This is a genomic window from Haloprofundus halobius, assembly GCF_020097835.1.
Lineage (GTDB): Archaea > Halobacteriota > Halobacteria > Halobacteriales > Haloferacaceae > Haloprofundus > Haloprofundus halobius.
The window spans coordinates 797,465-810,635 of sequence record NZ_CP083666.1 but is presented as its reverse complement, the minus strand read 5'-3'; the positions used below and the strand labels follow the sequence as shown (position 1 = coordinate 810,635).

The 13,171-nt window shown below is 65.0% G+C and carries 15 protein-coding genes; 6 read left to right on the top strand and 9 right to left on the bottom strand.

Annotated features, from left to right (window positions below; all coding sequences use genetic code 11):
- Nucleotides 1-71: 71 nt before the first annotated feature.
- On the bottom strand, nt 72-1,370 hold the full coding sequence (locus tag LAQ74_RS04345) for an MgtC/SapB family protein (RefSeq protein WP_224335432.1): 1,299 nt from the start codon (nt 1,368-1,370) through the stop codon (nt 72-74).
- Nucleotides 1,371-1,448: 78 nt separating this feature from the next.
- On the opposite strand from LAQ74_RS04345, the gene LAQ74_RS04340 reads away from it, so the two are divergent.
- The gene (locus LAQ74_RS04340; protein ID WP_224335430.1) at nt 1,449-2,873 is read left to right on the top strand and encodes an AI-2E family transporter; all 1,425 of its coding nucleotides are present in this window, start codon (nt 1,449-1,451) and stop codon (nt 2,871-2,873) included.
- A 13-nt stretch (nt 2,874-2,886) separates the two neighbouring features.
- Here the strand turns inward: LAQ74_RS04340 and LAQ74_RS04335 are convergent, their stop codons facing one another.
- Nucleotides 2,887-3,180: a PadR family transcriptional regulator gene (locus LAQ74_RS04335; RefSeq protein ID WP_224335428.1), complete on the bottom strand. Its 294-nt coding sequence runs from the start codon at nt 3,178-3,180 to the stop codon at nt 2,887-2,889.
- 296 nt (nt 3,181-3,476) lie between these two features.
- Here LAQ74_RS04335 and LAQ74_RS04330 point away from each other — a divergent pair, with 296 nt between their 5' ends.
- Nucleotides 3,477-3,767: an amphi-Trp domain-containing protein gene (locus LAQ74_RS04330; RefSeq protein WP_224335426.1), complete on the top strand. Its 291-nt coding sequence runs from the start codon at nt 3,477-3,479 to the stop codon at nt 3,765-3,767.
- A 223-nt stretch (nt 3,768-3,990) separates the two neighbouring features.
- Here LAQ74_RS04330 and LAQ74_RS04325 read toward each other — a convergent pair whose 3' ends face one another.
- Nucleotides 3,991-4,137 carry a hypothetical protein gene (locus tag LAQ74_RS04325; RefSeq protein WP_224335424.1) on the bottom strand — a complete coding sequence of 49 codons (147 nt, stop codon included), beginning with the start codon at nt 4,135-4,137 and terminating at the stop codon, nt 3,991-3,993.
- Nucleotides 4,138-4,302: 165 nt separating this feature from the next.
- Entirely contained in the window at nt 4,303-4,584 is a 282-nt protein-coding gene (locus LAQ74_RS04320) for a PadR family transcriptional regulator (RefSeq protein ID WP_224335423.1), read from the bottom strand.
- Nucleotides 4,585-4,768: 184 nt separating this feature from the next.
- Between LAQ74_RS04320 and LAQ74_RS04315 the strand changes: the two genes are divergently transcribed.
- On the top strand, nt 4,769-5,479 hold the full coding sequence (locus tag LAQ74_RS04315; RefSeq protein ID WP_224335422.1) for a DUF7117 family protein: 711 nt from the start codon (nt 4,769-4,771) through the stop codon (nt 5,477-5,479).
- Between the two features lie 91 nt (nt 5,480-5,570).
- On the opposite strand, the gene LAQ74_RS04310 is transcribed toward LAQ74_RS04315, so the two are convergent.
- From LAQ74_RS04310 to LAQ74_RS04300, 3 genes are all read right to left on the bottom strand, one after another.
- On the bottom strand, nt 5,571-6,059 hold the full coding sequence (locus LAQ74_RS04310) for a hypothetical protein (RefSeq protein ID WP_224335421.1): 489 nt from the start codon (nt 6,057-6,059) through the stop codon (nt 5,571-5,573).
- Between the two features lie 50 nt (nt 6,060-6,109).
- Nucleotides 6,110-7,003: a bifunctional methylenetetrahydrofolate dehydrogenase/methenyltetrahydrofolate cyclohydrolase FolD gene (gene folD / locus LAQ74_RS04305; RefSeq protein ID WP_224335420.1), complete on the bottom strand. Its 894-nt coding sequence runs from the start codon at nt 7,001-7,003 to the stop codon at nt 6,110-6,112.
- A gap of 124 nt (nt 7,004-7,127) precedes the next feature.
- The gene (locus LAQ74_RS04300; protein WP_224337380.1) at nt 7,128-7,700 is read right to left on the bottom strand and encodes a dihydrofolate reductase family protein; all 573 of its coding nucleotides are present in this window, start codon (nt 7,698-7,700) and stop codon (nt 7,128-7,130) included.
- Between the two features lie 102 nt (nt 7,701-7,802).
- On the opposite strand from LAQ74_RS04300, the gene LAQ74_RS04295 reads away from it, so the two are divergent.
- Nucleotides 7,803-8,228: a universal stress protein gene (locus tag LAQ74_RS04295; protein ID WP_224335418.1), complete on the top strand. Its 426-nt coding sequence runs from the start codon at nt 7,803-7,805 to the stop codon at nt 8,226-8,228.
- A gap of 5 nt (nt 8,229-8,233) precedes the next feature.
- Here LAQ74_RS04295 and glyA read toward each other — a convergent pair whose 3' ends face one another.
- The gene (gene glyA, locus LAQ74_RS04290; protein ID WP_224335417.1) at nt 8,234-9,481 is read right to left on the bottom strand and encodes a serine hydroxymethyltransferase; all 1,248 of its coding nucleotides are present in this window, start codon (nt 9,479-9,481) and stop codon (nt 8,234-8,236) included.
- A gap of 213 nt (nt 9,482-9,694) precedes the next feature.
- Between glyA and LAQ74_RS04285 the strand changes: the two genes are divergently transcribed.
- On the top strand, nt 9,695-11,734 hold the full coding sequence (locus LAQ74_RS04285; protein ID WP_224335416.1) for a polysaccharide deacetylase family protein: 2,040 nt from the start codon (nt 9,695-9,697) through the stop codon (nt 11,732-11,734).
- A 94-nt stretch (nt 11,735-11,828) separates the two neighbouring features.
- Here the strand turns inward: LAQ74_RS04285 and LAQ74_RS04280 are convergent, their stop codons facing one another.
- The gene (locus LAQ74_RS04280) at nt 11,829-12,011 is read right to left on the bottom strand and encodes a hypothetical protein (RefSeq protein ID WP_224335414.1); all 183 of its coding nucleotides are present in this window, start codon (nt 12,009-12,011) and stop codon (nt 11,829-11,831) included.
- Nucleotides 12,012-12,172: 161 nt separating this feature from the next.
- Here LAQ74_RS04280 and tbsP point away from each other — a divergent pair, with 161 nt between their 5' ends.
- Nucleotides 12,173-12,991 (top strand): transcriptional regulator TbsP, encoded by an 819-nt coding sequence (gene tbsP, locus LAQ74_RS04275; protein WP_224335413.1) that lies wholly within the window; start codon nt 12,173-12,175, stop codon nt 12,989-12,991.
- Nucleotides 12,992-13,171 lie beyond the last annotated feature (180 nt).

Below are 13,171 nucleotides of genomic sequence, written 5' to 3'. Positions count from 1 at the left end.
TCGTTACGTTTCAGGCAATGATTGCGATACGTTCGCCGGCGACGGGTCGCACCCGGCGTTCGGTCGTCCGGTCACCCGAGCATCGCGACGATCAGCGTCGTCACCCCCGACACCGCGAGGACGACGACGCTCCACACCGCCACTCGGCGGGCGAACCGTTTCGGCCCAGTCGCCGACAGCGCCGCCTTGACGACGATGCTGGAGGCGGTCGCGAGCAGGACGGCGACGACGGCGTCCGAACCGCCGATGGTGCCGCTTCGGTACAGCAGGACCGCGGAGGTGGTCGCTCCCGCCGAGGAGACGAGTCCGGAGACGAACGCGCTGACCAGCAGACCGGCGGATCCGAACTCGGCCTGCGCGAGCGCGCCCGTCGCGAGGATGAGCAGGAAGACGAAACCGAACGAGAGCGCGTTCTGCAGCGAAAACGGGCTTTCGAGGTCCATCTCGACGGTCTCCCCCCAGTCGGCGACGACGGCGGCGACGGCGACGCTGCCGACGACAATGACGCCGAGGGGGACGACGGCGGTGGTCAGCACCGGCCCCGAGGAGTTGAGCGTGAAGAGGAGCACGATGGCGAGGTTACGGACGGCCATCGCGGCGTTGGCGAGCAACACCCCGGCGACGCCGTAGGTGGCGGCCTCCGGGTGCTGTTTGACGTGGTCGAGCATCGTCCCTACGACGGCCGTCGAGGAGGCGAGGCCGCCGAAGAAGCCGGTGACGGCGATGCCCCGGCCGCCATAGCTTCGGACGACGGCGTAGTTGATGATACCGATACCCGCGACGGTGACCACCATCAGCCACGCGACGCGCGGTTCCAGCGGGACGCCGTAGACATCGATCTCGCCGGGTGGCAACAGCGGGTAGACGACGAACGCGAGGATGGCGAACTCGGTCGACGACCGCAGTTCCTCCCGCGAGAGCGCGCCCGCGAACCCGTGGAGTTCACGCTTGAGCACGAGTAGCAGCGACGAGACGACGGCGACGGTAACGCCCGCGAGTATGTAGCCCGACGCGACGAGCGCGCCGACGCCGTAGGCGACCAGAAGCGAGACGGAGGTGGTCAGAAGTAAGCCTTCCTCCGCCCCCTCTTGGAGGCTCTGTACCGCCAGTAACACGCCCTGGACGATGACGAGCACGCCGCCGATAGCCAGCAGCGCTTCGCCGAGATACTCCTCGCGCGCGAGAACAGTAAACACCGCACCGACGAGGCTCGTCAGCGAGAACGTCCTGATACCGGCGGATTTCTCGGACCACTCGCGCTCCAGGCCGAGAAAGAGGCCCAACGCCGCCGCCAAGACGAGACGAGCGACCGTCTGATCGAACGAGGCCGGCAACGGACCACCCGCCTGCAGAATCGAGGGAGAGAGCATGTCCACTCCTCTACGCGACGACGTATGTTAACTCTCCGGGCGCGATACGTTTTTGTCGCCTCCAGCCAGCCTGTCTGTATGTCGACTGAGAAAGAGGTCGAACCCGGGAGGTCGCTTCTCGGCATCGATCGTTCGCGGCTCGGCTGGTGGTTCCTCGCACTCCTCCTAGCGCTCGCGCTCTGTTACGTGGTCTACTCGTTCGTCGGAACCGTCGTGTTCGGGCTGTTTATCTACTACGCGACGCGCCCGATATTCCGCCGGCTCGACCGTCGCATCCACCCGACGAGTCTCGCCGCGGCGGTCGCGATGTTCGCGCTGGTGCTTCCGGCGCTGGCGCTCGTCGGCTACGCGCTGCTCATCGTGCTCCGCCAACTGGGGTCGGTGACGGGTAACGGAATCAACCCCGAACGACTCGGTCTCGACGCCACGGTCGTCGAACAGCTCACGGAGTTGACAGACGTTCGAGCGCTGCTGTCCGGCGATCTCTTCCAGTATCTCACGGCCTCGAACCTCCAGTCGGTGCTCGACTCGCTGGGTTCGGCGGCGGGCACGCTCGCGTTCCTCGGCATCGGGCTCATCCACCTGTTCGTGATGGTCGCGCTCGCGTTCTATCTGCTCCGCGACGACCGGAAGCTCGCCGAGTGGTTTCAGTGGCGCATCGCCGACGAGAACAGCGTGTCCGTCGCCTACCTGCGAGCGGTCGACAACGACCTCAACAGCATCTTCTTCGGCAACATCCTCAACGCGGCCGTCACCGGCACCATCGGCGTCATCGCGTACTCGGCGCTGAACGCGTTCGCACCGCCGGGCGTCGCCATCCCCGCGGCGGCGCTCATCGGGTTGCTCGCGGGCGTCGCGAGCCTCATCCCGGTCGTCGGGATGAAACTCGTCTACTTCCCCGTCGCCATCTACATGGCCGTCGCCGCGTTCGTGCCGCCGTCGAATCCCGGCGGACTCTGGTTCGTCGCCGCCTTCGCCATCGTCTCGTTCGTCGTCGTCGACACCATCCCGGACCTCGTGCTCCGGCCGTACGTCTCCGGGCGCTCGTTGCACGTCGGCGCGGTGATGCTCGCGTACACGCTCGGACCGCTTCTGTTCGGGTGGTACGGCATCTTCCTCATGCCGGTGCTGCTCGTGCTCGTCGTCCACTTCGCGCGCATCATCCTCCCCGAACTCGTCTCCGGCGAACCGATTCGACCGCACGCGGTCGACCCGGGCTGGCTGCCCGGCGACCCCTTCGAGGCTGCGACTGCCCAGACGACCAACGGCGGCGAACGACCCGGTGAGCGAACTGAGACGGTGGGGACGCCCGAAGCGACGAACGAACGGACCACCGGAGGCGACGCCTCGGAGGCGAGTGACTCCTCGGTGTCTGACGACGCCTCGGAGGCGAACGACGTGTCAGAGTCCCCCGAGAACGGGACGGACGACGGCGTCGACACCGACTCCGACGCGGAGAGAGACGCCGCTACCGATGCGGCGAACGACGGGAAACAGTCGTAACGAAGTCGTCGACCTAGTTCTCGGCTTCGGCCTCTGTCTCGATGTATCGGGACTCCCAGTTCGAGCGGGCGCTGATCTCGCGTCGTCCGCGACGGGTGAGCGTGTAGTAGTTGGTCCGTCGGTCGCGCTGCCCTTTGTCCACGAGTCCCTTCTCGACGAGCGTGTCGAGGTTGGGGTAGAGCCGACCGTGGTGAATCTCTTTCTCGTAGTAATCCTCCAGTTCCTCTTTGATGGCGAGACCGTGTGGTTCCTCCAACCCGGCAATCACGTACAGCAGATCTCGCTGGAATCCTGTCAAGTCGTGCATCGGTAACGTCTACGCCGGTATTTCTGTCGGTTTGAAATAAGCATATCGACTACCACTTCGCGTTCCGGTTCGCTGGCCGTTCTTGCTCTCTCCTCCCCCGCCGCCGTATTGATAATCGAAGTGAACGGTTCTCGCTCCGTGACCGCTTAACCGGCCAATATGTCCGGAATTCGACCATCGATTTCGGTCGCGACCATCCACCCAGCGGACCGTTCGACCCGTGCGGCTCGTCCTCCGTATCCGTCGGCCGTCGGGAGGATGTCACATTTATCCCGCCGGTTCCCGTACAGAGGTGTATGCCAGAAGAAGTGCTCTTCAAGGCCGAACAGCGTCGTAACCGCGCGGAGATCGCCGACTATCTGCGGACGGTCGCCGAGAAACTCGACGAAGGCGAGTCGCTCACGCTCTCGGCCGGAGACCAGTCGGTGACGCTCGACGTCCCGTCACAGCCGACGTTCGAGGTGAAAGCCGAACGCGAGACCCCGTCGTCGGGCGGGTCGGGCGAACTCAGCGTGGAGTTCGAGTTGGAGTGGGACGAGAACGGAGACGGCGACGGCGATACGGGCGGCGAACTCAGTATCGAGTGACGTCGCTCGTCGGTCGTTGACGTTGTTTTTGTCATCCGAACGGCTCCGTCGCTCGTGACGTAGTACGGTGAAAGGAAAGCAAGCCACGCGAAATACCGCGTGGGTGCTTGCCGCCCTGAATTGGTCCCCGCTGACGCTTCGGCCCTCCAAGCGAAGCGTCACAAGCACGTACCGCACGTTTTTACTTAAACTTACCGACGACGCGTGAAACGTTCGTTCTCGCTTAGATGTGCTCCTCCTCGAGCACCCATCCCAACGCCCGCTTGTAGTGGGTGAACATCCGCCTGACTCGCTCGTGACGCATCTCCTCGTCGTCCAACTGCGTCTTGAGAAACTCGTACTGCTCTCGAATCTCCGCTTCGTCGCGCATGGGTCCCGGTAGGTCGACGGCCGCCAAAGAACCCCACCGTGATGGGGCGTCGTCTCCTCGGTTTTCGCGGCGGCGCAAAGAGTGCCTCAGTCGGTTTCGTCTGCAGCGCTGTCGGTGTCGCACGCGAATCCGTCAGCGGGTACCCCCGCACGAATCGGCCCGGTGCTACGCGTTAGCGGTGAAGTACTGGTCTTCCCACTCGCGGCGCTGCCGGAGGAGATCCTCTCCCGACTCCGTGATGTCGTAGTAGTTCGTCCGGCGGTCGATGGCACCCTTCTCCACGTACTCCTTCTCGACGAGCACGTCCAGGTTCGGATAGAGGCGGCCGTGGTTGACCTCCGAGTCGAGGTACGACTCCAGTTCGCTCTTTATCTCTTGTCCGGACGGTCTGTCCAATCCAGCCATCACGTACAGCAGGTCTCGTTGGAAGCCACTGAGGTCATTCATCATCTCGAATAAACTTCGACACCGCACAGTATAGTTCCTCGGAGGCTTCCGGAGTCGTGAATTTCACGCTTCGAAGGAAGTATCGACGTCAGTCACGGCGGGTAATCGGGTGACCGCGTCGCCTCCGAGTCAGGAGCGCTCGCGCTCCCGGTGTCGTTTTCCCTCGGGCCGCCGAAGCGCGACTATGGAGATTCGGGGTCGACGCGAGTGTGCGGAGTGCGGAACCGAGTGGTCGTACTACGAGACGGGTAGCGTCAGTTGTCCCGACTGTGGGAGCATCAGAAGCGTCGGGGTCGACGAGCGAAAACGACACACCGACTCGGCCGAACCCCTCGATTTGACCGATCTGAAGGGACCCCTCGCCGACGGCGACGTGGCCGATGTCGTCGACGACCTGAAACCGCGACTCCGAGAGTACATCAGAAAGCGCGGCTTCGTCCACGAGGGTGACCTCCGACCGCTGGACGACGGAATTCTCGTCGCGGCGGAGTTGCTGCACGCCATCGACGTGTACGACCGCTCGCGGGAGACGTCGGAAGCGGAGTTCCTCTACGTGCTGACGCTGTTCAACGGCACGGAGGTCGGAGACCGTCCCGCTCCCGAAGACGTTCCCGCGTCGATGGCGGCCGCCCGCGGCCTCGCGTACGCGACGGTCGTCTCGAAGTACCGCCGCGAGGCGGTGACGTGGCTGGAAGGCCGACCCGACGCGGAGGCGCAGACGACGCTGGGGACGATTCGAGACCACGAGAAGCGCGTCCACGCGCTCGAAGGCGACGTTCCGGTGACGGAGTCGGAGGCGCTGGTTCGGGCGACGCAGGAACTCGCCGAGTACATCGCCGAGGACGATCTCGACGCGCTGGCGACGGCGCGGGACCGCCTCTCGCGGCTGGAGTAGCGTCGAACCCCGACTCACGGTCGAAACCACGCTCGTCGCCCGCTCTACGCATCCGCGCACCCGCGGAATCACAGAGACGAACCCCCGGCAGTCACGTTCGGCGCGTCCCGAAGCGGTCGAGCCTCCCGAGGAGTTCGGCGGGCTGGCGCGACCCGAGACGTATCTCGCGGCGGTCCCGGAGGCGGATGCTGACGCCCTCCGGCGTCGCGAGACAGTAGGTCGCGCTCTCGCGCCACGGCAGCAGCGAGTCTACGCCGAGACTCGCATCGAGTACGGAGAAGTCGTCAACCGGTTCGACCGCCGCGAGGTCCGCCAGCGGTATCGTTCGCGTCCACGGAAACGGCGCGATTCGGATGCGGACGACGCCGTCCTCCTCGTCGACTTCGGTCACCAGCGACAGCGCGGCCACCGGAACCAGCGGAAGCGTGAGCGCCAGACAGACGACGGCCGTCTCGACGACGCTGGCGCCGCCCCCGAGAACGACGACAGCAGCGAACAGCAGCGTCTGGAGGTGGAGCGCGACGACCGCCCAACAGAGGGTCGTCTCACGGAACCGCTGCACTTCACGGTACGCGACCATGTCGTGTATTCGTCACGAACCGGGATAACTGTTTACGCGCCGACAGTCTCTCAGGGGAGGTCGACGTCGACGCCGGACTGCTCGCTCGCGGCCTTGACGGTGTTGTACAGCAGCATCGCACGGGTCATCGGCCCGACGCCGCCGGGGACGGGCGTGATGGCGCTGGCTTTCTCCTTCGCGCTCTCGAACTTCACGTCGCCGACGAGTTCGTAGCCCTTCTCCGTATCGGCTTCCACGCGGTTGACGCCTACGTCGATGACGGTGACGCCCTCCGAGAGCATCTCGCCGGTGACGAGTTCGGGGACGCCGACGGCGGCGACGACAACGTCGGCCTGCTTCGTCTTCGCTGCGAGGTCCTTCGTGCGGGAGTGGCAGACGGTGACCGTCGCGTTGCCGCCCTCGGCTTTCTGGATGAGGAGGTTCGCCAGCGGTTTACCGACGATGTCGGAGCGGCCGACGACGACGACGTCCTTACCCTCGGTGTCGACCCCAGTCGCTTCGAGCAGTTTCTGGACGCCGTGGGGGGTACAGGGTTTGAAGCGCGCGTCGCCGGCGACGAGGCGACCGACGTTCTCGGGGTGGAAGCCGTCGGCGTCCTTCTCGGGCGCGATGGAGCGGAGGACGCGACGGGTGTCGACGTGGTCGGGGACGGGCATCTGGACGAGGATGCCGTGGACCTCGGGGTCGGCGTTGAGGTCGTCGATGGTGTCGTACAGTTCGTCGGCGGGGGCCTCAGGGTCGAGTTCGACGTGGATGCCGTTTATCCCGACTTCCTCGCAGTCGCGTTGTTTCATCGAGACGTACGTCTCGCTCGCTGGGTCGTCGCTCATCAGCACGGTGGCGAGGCCGGGCGTCACGCCCGCGTCCGTCAGCGTGGAAATGGAGTCTTGGAGGTCGGCGCGAATCTCCGCGGCGACGGCGTTGCCGTCGATTATCTCGGCCATGGCTGAACTGGCGGCGGCCTCCGCCTTCAATGCTCGGGTTCGTGCATAGTTGTGCGCCTCTTTTCCGAAAAGTTGTGCACAATTGTGGTGGTACGCGTCGGACGATTCTCGATTAGCTTCTCGATTACTCTTCACCGAACCGTTGCACCTCATAGGTGAGAGCCACAAAGACCTCGCCATGTTTTGCCACGTTAGTGAGTTTCAGCGGAGGAGTGGTGATCCTGCGCGGCAGGAGCGGCGCACCTGAAGCGAGTGTGACGGGAGCAACGCTGAGAATAAGCTCGTCAAGCAGCCCGTGATCGTGGAACTGTCCGACGAGATCGCCACCACCGACGAGCCAGACGTTCTTGCCGTCTGCGGCCTCCACCATATCCGCGTGGACGGGCGCAACAGCCCCCTGCACGAAGCGAACGTCCGAATCTTCGACCGCCGGTAGTTCGCGAGTACTGAACACCCACGTCGGAATCTCGTACGGCCACTTTTCCGGATGCTCCAGTAGATTTTCGTGCTCGAGGAGCCACTCGTACGTCGTCGAGCCCATCGCCGCGGCACCGACCTGATCGATGAACTGCGGGTACTCGTCGTTCACGCCCTCGATCTCCTCGAGCTCTCCGAACTGGAAGAGCCAATCGAGGGAGTTGTCGTCATCGGCGAGATATCCATCGATGCTCGTTGCCGTGTAGTACTGGGTCTTCATCGTCTCCAACCGCAGTTCAGGAGGCGTTCCATCGGTAAAAGGCTGCACACCCCACTCGTCACGCGCCGAGTTTTATCTTCGTCGTGGCCGTAGCGGGACGTGATGTACGACACGATACTGCTTCCGACCGACGGAAGTGAGGGGTCCCGACAGGCCGCAGAACACGCGTTCGACCTCGCGCGACAGTACGACGCGACGGTCCACGTCCTCTACGTCGCCGACACGCAGCGAGACAGTCTCACTACCGTGGGAACCGAGGTGGTCGACGCGCTCGAAGACGAGGGAGAGGACGCGGTGGCGGCCATCGTCGACAGCGACGTCGCCCGCGGCGTCGACGTCGAAGAAGCCGTCGTCCAGGGCCACCCCGACGAGAAGATTCTCGCGTACGTCGAGGACAACGCCGTCGACCTCGTCGTGATGGCGACGCACGGGCGCAGCGGTCTCGGTCGCTACCTCCTCGGCAGCACGACCGAAAAAGTCGTCCGCAGTTCGCCGGTGCCGGTGTTCACCGTCCGCGCCGACGAGTAGCGCACTCAGTCGTACAGCGGGTACGTCTCGCAGAGGTCCTGCACGCTCGCGCTCGCGTCTTCGAGTACCGCCTCGTCGTCGTGGTTGTCGACGACGCGGTAGATGAGGTCGGCGACCTCAGCAGTCGCCTCCTCGTCGAACCCGCGGGACGTGAGCGCGGGCGTCCCCGCGCGGATGCCGCTCGGGTTGAACGCCGACCGCGTCTCGCCGGGGACCGTGTTGGCGTTGAGGACGACGCCGACCGATTCGAGCGCCTCCTCGGCCTCGCCGCCGGTGAGGTCCGGGTGCGACTCGCGGAGGTCGACGAGCACGAGGTGGGTGTCGGTGCCGCCGGAGACGACGCCGAGACCGTTCTCCTCGAACGTCTCAGCCAGCGTTTTCGCGTTGGCGACGACGCGTTCGGCGTACGCTTCGAACTCGGGTTGCATCGCCTCGTGGAAGCCGACGGCCTTGCCTGCGATGTTGTGCATGAGCGGGCCGCCCTGCGCGCCGGGGAAGACGGCCGAGTCGACGGCTTTCGCGTGCTCCTCGCTCGTCATGATGATGCCGCCGCGACCGGCGCGGATGGTCTTGTGCGTCGACCCGGTGACGAAGTCGGCGACGCCGACCGGCGAGGGGTGGACGCCCGCCGCGACCAGTCCTGTGATGTGGGCGATGTCTGCGAGGTGGTACGCGCCCACGTCGTCGGCGATATCCTGGATGCGCTCCCACTCCACCGCGCGCGGGTACGCGGAGTACCCCGAGACGATGATGTCCGGTTCGAACTCGCGGGCCTGCGCTTCGAGGGCGTCGTAGTCGACGTACCCGGTCTCGGCGTCGACGTGGTACTGCTCGACGTCGTAGAGTTTGCCCGTGAAGTTCGCGGGGTGACCGTGACTCAGGTGGCCGCCGTGGTTGAGTTCCAGAGAGAGAATCTTGTCGCCGGGGTCGAGCACCGCGAGGTAAACGCCCATGTTCGCCTGCGTCCCCGAGTGGGGCTGGACGTTGACGTGCTCTGCGCCCCACAGCTCTTTCGCGCGGTCGATGGCGAGACGTTCGACTTCGTCGGCGTACTCACAGCCGGCGTAGTAGCGAGAGCCGGGATAGCCTTCGGCGTACTTGTTGGTCAGCGCACTCCCCTGCGCTTCGAGGACGGCTCGACTGACGTGGTTCTCGCTCGCGATCATCGCCAGCGTCTCCTGCTGACGGGTCACTTCCCCGGAGAGCGCGTCTGCGACCGCCGGGTCGACCTCGCGCACGTGGGTGTACTCCATGTCTCCCGTGGCGGCGGAAATCACATTAAGTGTGTCCCTCTCACCACATCTTTCCGCTCTCGGCACCCCCTCGAACGGCCCTCGGTTGGGGAGAACGGCCCGCTATCGAACGCTTCGAAACGTCCGGTAGTGGCCCCCAAACACCCGTAGAACCGCGTTTCACATCCATCCGATAGAGATATACGTCGTCGCAGATTTACTTTCGTATCCTCAATGATTTCGGTGGAGTCGACCGAACAGGGAATCCGGGCCGTTGACTCCTCGAAAACCACCATCGACGTGGTTACCGAGCGCTGGACGGTGCTGAGCGACGGGCCATCGGTGCCTCGCGACTCCGACGTCACCGTCTCGGGGTCGACGACCGAACTCCGATTCCCGCCGGTGTTCGTCGTCGCCGAGGCCAGCGACGGGAGCCGATTCGAACTCGCGAGCGAAGTCGGTCCGATAGCGCTCCCGCCGGACGACTACGTCGTTCGCGTCGACGGGAACGTGTTGACGTACGTCGCGTTCTCCGGTCCCGTTCGGCTGGAGAAGCCGAACTACGAGTCGGCCGTCCTCTCGTTCCCGACGCGGACCGCGGTGACGCTCGGCTTCCGCAGCCGGACTCAGGCGCCCGCCGAGACGGTCGTCGTCCCCCGGACGCCCGCCGGCGTCGCGGCGGCGCTGTCGCAGTTCCCCGCGGGTCACCGGACCACGACCGCGGACCGTTCCTACCCGACGATGCGCGACCATCCGCCGCGCATCGCGTTCGGCGACTCGGTCTCGGTTCCGGACGTGGTCGCCGAACGCCGCGAGGAGGCGAGCGTCGAGGTACACCTCCCGCCCGACCTCGACTACCTCTTTCCGGCGTCGTCGCTGGCGCACTACCTCGGCGCGACCGTCTCCGTCGAGGCCGGAACCACGCCGCGGCTGGAAACGGCCGACCGGGTCCACGAACTGCCGTCGCTCCCCTCGTTTCAGTACGAGACCGCCGCGCTGCTCCGACGGACGTTTCTCTTTGACTGTCTGGTGAGAAACGCCGGCCCCCACGGAACTGACCTCGCGGAGTATCGACTGCTCTCGGAGCTCCCGCTGGACCCCGAGGCGCTGTACGCCGAGTCGGTCGGCACCCGACTGGACGCCTACCTCGACGCGCCGTTCGAGCGCATCAGCGACGAGTTGCCCGAGTGGCATCTGTCGATGTACGTCGAACCGACGATGACGCACGCGAAGACGCTCCCGTACCTGCTGCAGAACGTCCCGAACGTCTTCCTGCCGGAGTCGACGCCGCTCGACGGCGGCGAGCGACTCACCCGGTCGCTGGACGAGTTCTATCGCGGGGCACAGTCGCCACCCGTCGCCGTCGACCTCGCGAAGCCGAAACTCGGGTCCGGACGCACGCACGGCTGGTTGGCGGGCGGCGTCCCCATCGACGTGTTCAAAGCCGTCCCCGAGGCGTACGAGAACCGCTTCGACTTCCTGGGACGGGCCGACGACTCCATCTCCGTCGTCGCCATTCTCAACGACAGCGGGATGAGCGACGAACACGCCGACGCCGCTCGAATCTACCGCGAACGCGCCGCCGACCTCGACATCGACATCGAAGTGTACGAACACCTGACGACCGAGGAACTGGCGACGGTGTTCGAGACGTCGCACGACTTCGTCCACTACATCGGTCACTGCGACCGGGCCGGACTGCGCTGTGCGGACGGTCACCTCTCGATATCGTCGCTGAACGAGTCGAACGTCCAGACGTTCTTTCTCAACGCCTGCGGGTCGTTCTACGAGGGGATCGGCCTCGTCGAACTGGGTAGCGTCGCGGGCGCGGTGACGTTCAACCGCGTCGTCGACAGTCAGGCGGCGAAAGTCGGGACGATGTTCGTCCGTCTGCTCGTCCACGGGTTCTCCTTCGAGCGAGCCATGCAGATGGCCCGCCGCCGCATCATGACCGGGAAAGACTACGCCGTCGTCGGCGACGGCACGCACGTGCTCGCGCAGTCGGACAACTACGTCTCCTCGGACGTGGCGCTCACCCGACTCGACCGCGACCGATTCGAACTCAGCTACAGCGTCCACTCGCCGTGGATCAACGGCGGTTACTTCCAGACGCACGTCACGCCCGACGACGAGTCGCGGCTGCTCGGGTCGACGGGAACGTACGTCCTTGACCGGGAGACGCTATGCGACTTTCTGAACCACGCGGACACGCCCGTCGTCTACGACGGCGACATCCACTGGTCGGACGAACTGGCGAGCCTGTTACACCCCTGACGCCCCCGGCCCGGCGTTGCTGCCCGATGTTCCGGCCCGGCGATGATACCCGATGTTCCGGCCCAGAGTAGCTCCCCGATACTCCGGTTCGACGCTACGGGCCGGTGGCCGTGCTGTGACCGTTGTACGGTTCGATCATCGTCTCCGCACCGACGGTCCCCTGCGTCGCGATACCGACTGCGAGTGCGATGCAGATGACGAGAACGCGCGGGTGCCGAGCGACGAACCCGGCAGCCGACGACGTGACTCCCCCTCCCTCGAAGCGTTCTGTTGACATGTGCGGGAGGATGTGTTCATTGGTGACAGTTAACAATTGTGGAAACTGTCATTCGACAAATATTACGCTTCGCCGGGAAACCCTCCGGGGGCCGTCCGCGAATCCAACCGTGAGGTAGCGTTAATATTAAATAATCTCCCCCCGTTTATCACCACAGTAATATGGCCTCGAATTTACTCGAAGAGCAGATAGAGGATATTCTCCGAGCCGCCCTCGAAGACGCAGACGACGAACTGTTCATCGTCGATCCGTCGACGGAAGCGGTCGAGGAACTCATCACCGTTGCGACCACCGTCGACACCGACCTGCCGAGCATCCGGATGGTCGCCGACGAGAGCATCCTCAAGGACGTGATGGGCGACTTCATCGTCGCCAGTAACGCCGCCGACCTCATCGACGCGGACGCGTTGTCGATGCGCACCACCGACCAGGAGGTCGACAACGCGCTGCTCGTCACCCGCGACGCGGTGATGGCGCTCGTCACCGCCGACGACCGCGTCGCCGCGCTCACGACCGAGGACAGCGAGTTCGTCGACGCCGCCTTCGAGACGTACAAGACGCTCTGGGAGGAGTCGCCCGATTTCAAACTCCGCACGCCCCCGATTTCGCGCGTCCGCGACACGCTCGGAACCGAAATCGGCGACCAGGCCGAGTCGGACTTCGACGCCGTCCTCGCCTCGTTGGAGACCGCTCGCGGCGACGGCGACGGCCTCGACGAAGTCACCATCAGCCTGCTCGTCGCCGCGAAGAACGACGTGCTGCTGTACGACATCTCGAAGTGGGGCGAAGACGTCGGTATCGCCTCGAAGGCGACGTTCTCGCGCACGAAGACGAAACTCGAAGACATGGGCCTCATCGACACCGAGAAGGTCCCCATCGACGTGGGCCGCCCGCGTCTGCGTCTGAAACTCGGCGACGACCGACTCCGCGGCGCTAACGGCGACGAACTCGCCAGCGTCGCGATGAGCATGCTCAACTAACGCACCTTTGTAGCGAGGTCCTCACGCCGCTTCGCGGCGCTCGAACCTCGCGAAAAAATCTGTCTTCGCGAACGGAGGAAACGAAGGCTCGTCGGAGCGATGCTCCGACGGTGCACCAAAAAGAGCCGCGCGCTCGGCCTCTCGGCCTCGCACGCGGTACTGTGGCTCGTACTCGACAGC

What these genes read in the sequence shown, in the direction of transcription:
- LAQ74_RS04335 (WP_224335428.1), bottom strand. Translation starts at nt 3,180, where the DNA reads ATGCACGACTTGACAGGATTCCAGCGAGATCTGCTGTACGTGATTGCC.
- LAQ74_RS04310 (WP_224335421.1), bottom strand. Translation starts at nt 6,059, where the DNA reads ATGGTCGCGTACCGTGAAGTGCAGCGGTTCCGTGAGACGACCCTCTGT.
- LAQ74_RS04315 (WP_224335422.1), top strand. Translation starts at nt 4,769, where the DNA reads ATGGAGATTCGGGGTCGACGCGAGTGTGCGGAGTGCGGAACCGAGTGG.
- LAQ74_RS04320 (WP_224335423.1), bottom strand. Translation starts at nt 4,584, where the DNA reads ATGAATGACCTCAGTGGCTTCCAACGAGACCTGCTGTACGTGATGGCT.
- LAQ74_RS04300 (WP_224337380.1), bottom strand. Translation starts at nt 7,700, where the DNA reads ATGAAGACCCAGTACTACACGGCAACGAGCATCGATGGATATCTCGCC.
- LAQ74_RS04340 (WP_224335430.1), top strand. Translation starts at nt 1,449, where the DNA reads ATGTCGACTGAGAAAGAGGTCGAACCCGGGAGGTCGCTTCTCGGCATC.
- glyA (WP_224335417.1), bottom strand. Translation starts at nt 9,481, where the DNA reads ATGGAGTACACCCACGTGCGCGAGGTCGACCCGGCGGTCGCAGACGCG.
- tbsP (WP_224335413.1), top strand. Translation starts at nt 12,173, where the DNA reads ATGGCCTCGAATTTACTCGAAGAGCAGATAGAGGATATTCTCCGAGCC.
- LAQ74_RS04345 (WP_224335432.1), bottom strand. Translation starts at nt 1,370, where the DNA reads ATGCTCTCTCCCTCGATTCTGCAGGCGGGTGGTCCGTTGCCGGCCTCG.
- LAQ74_RS04280 (WP_224335414.1), bottom strand. Translation starts at nt 12,011, where the DNA reads ATGTCAACAGAACGCTTCGAGGGAGGGGGAGTCACGTCGTCGGCTGCC.
- LAQ74_RS04295 (WP_224335418.1), top strand. Translation starts at nt 7,803, where the DNA reads ATGTACGACACGATACTGCTTCCGACCGACGGAAGTGAGGGGTCCCGA.
- LAQ74_RS04325 (WP_224335424.1), bottom strand. Translation starts at nt 4,137, where the DNA reads ATGCGCGACGAAGCGGAGATTCGAGAGCAGTACGAGTTTCTCAAGACG.
- folD (WP_224335420.1), bottom strand. Translation starts at nt 7,003, where the DNA reads ATGGCCGAGATAATCGACGGCAACGCCGTCGCCGCGGAGATTCGCGCC.
- LAQ74_RS04285 (WP_224335416.1), top strand. Translation starts at nt 9,695, where the DNA reads ATGATTTCGGTGGAGTCGACCGAACAGGGAATCCGGGCCGTTGACTCC.
- LAQ74_RS04330 (WP_224335426.1), top strand. Translation starts at nt 3,477, where the DNA reads ATGCCAGAAGAAGTGCTCTTCAAGGCCGAACAGCGTCGTAACCGCGCG.